Source organism: Caballeronia choica, assembly GCF_001544535.1.
Classification (GTDB): domain Bacteria; phylum Pseudomonadota; class Gammaproteobacteria; order Burkholderiales; family Burkholderiaceae; genus Caballeronia; species Caballeronia choica.
Map to the genome: position 1 here is coordinate 1 of NZ_FCON02000481.1, position 1,205 is coordinate 1,205.

Annotated in this window: 1 protein-coding gene; it reads left to right on the forward strand. The window is 64.6% G+C overall.

Going from position 1 to position 1,205, the window contains the following annotated elements:
- On the forward strand, positions 1 to 1,113 hold a 1,113-nt coding region (locus AWB68_RS45150), incomplete at its 5' end, for an NAD(P) transhydrogenase subunit alpha (protein WP_235028887.1).
- Positions 1,114 to 1,205: the final 92 nt, after the last annotated feature.

The window sequence follows — 1,205 nt, forward strand, 5'->3', positions numbered from 1 at the left end:
AGTCGCAAATCGCTCGTTGCGGCGACCCCGGAGACGGTCAAGATGCTCGTGGCTCAAGGACGCACCGTGACGGTCGAGTCGGGTGCCGGGGAGTGCGCGCACTACTCGGACGACGCGTACCGCAAGGCTGGTGCACAGATCGGGAACGCGGCTTCGGCCTTTGGCGCGCAGATCGTGCTGAAGGTCGCCTCACCGAACGAATCGGAATTGTTGCTGATGAAGCCCGGCAGCGTGCTGGCCGGCATGCTCGATCCGTTCAATGCCGAAAACGCCGCGCGGTTGGCCGCCGCCGGCGTCACCGCGTTCGCGCTGGAAGCCGCGCCGCGCACGACGCGCGCGCAAAGCCTCGACGTGCTGTCGTCGCAGGCCAACATTGCGGGCTACAAGGCGGTGCTGGTTGCCGCAGAGCACTATCCTCGCTTCATACCGATGTTGATGACGGCCGCCGGCACCGTGAAAGCTGCGCGCGTGCTGGTATTGGGCGCGGGCGTTGCGGGCCTGCAGGCGATCGCGACGGCCAAGCGCCTGGGCGCCGTGGTCGAGGCGTCGGACGTGCGGCCGGCGGTGAAGGAGCAGATCGAATCGCTCGGCGCGAAGTTCGTCGATGTGCCGTTCGAAACCGATGAGGAACGTGAAGCTGCGGTCGGCGTCGGCGGTTACGCGCGGCCGATGCCGCCAAGCTGGCTCGCGCGTCAAGCGGCGCAGGTCCACGAACGCGCGAAAGCGGCCGACATCGTGATCTCCACCGCGTTGATTCCGGGCCGCCCCGCGCCGACGCTGTTGTCGGTCGAAACGGTCAAGCACATGAAGCCGGGCTCGGTGATTGTTGATCTGGCGGCGGGCCGCGGCGCCGAATTCGAAGACAGAAAGGGCGGCAACTGTCCGCTGACCGAAGTGGATCAGGTCGTGCGAAAGTATGGCGTCACGATTGTCGGTCATACCCATCTTGCCGCGATGGTTGCCGCCGACGCCTCCGCGCTCTACGCACGCAACCTGCTCGACTTCCTCAAGCTGATCGTCACGAAGGACGGCACGCTCAACATCGATCTCGCAGACGACATCGTCGCAGCCACGCTGCTGTGTCGCGATGGACAGATCGCAAAAGCCGCATAGACACGGAAACATTCATGGACATCATCAACCATACGGTGATCAACCTGATCATCTTCGTGCTGGCGATCTACGTCGGCTATCACGTGGTGTGG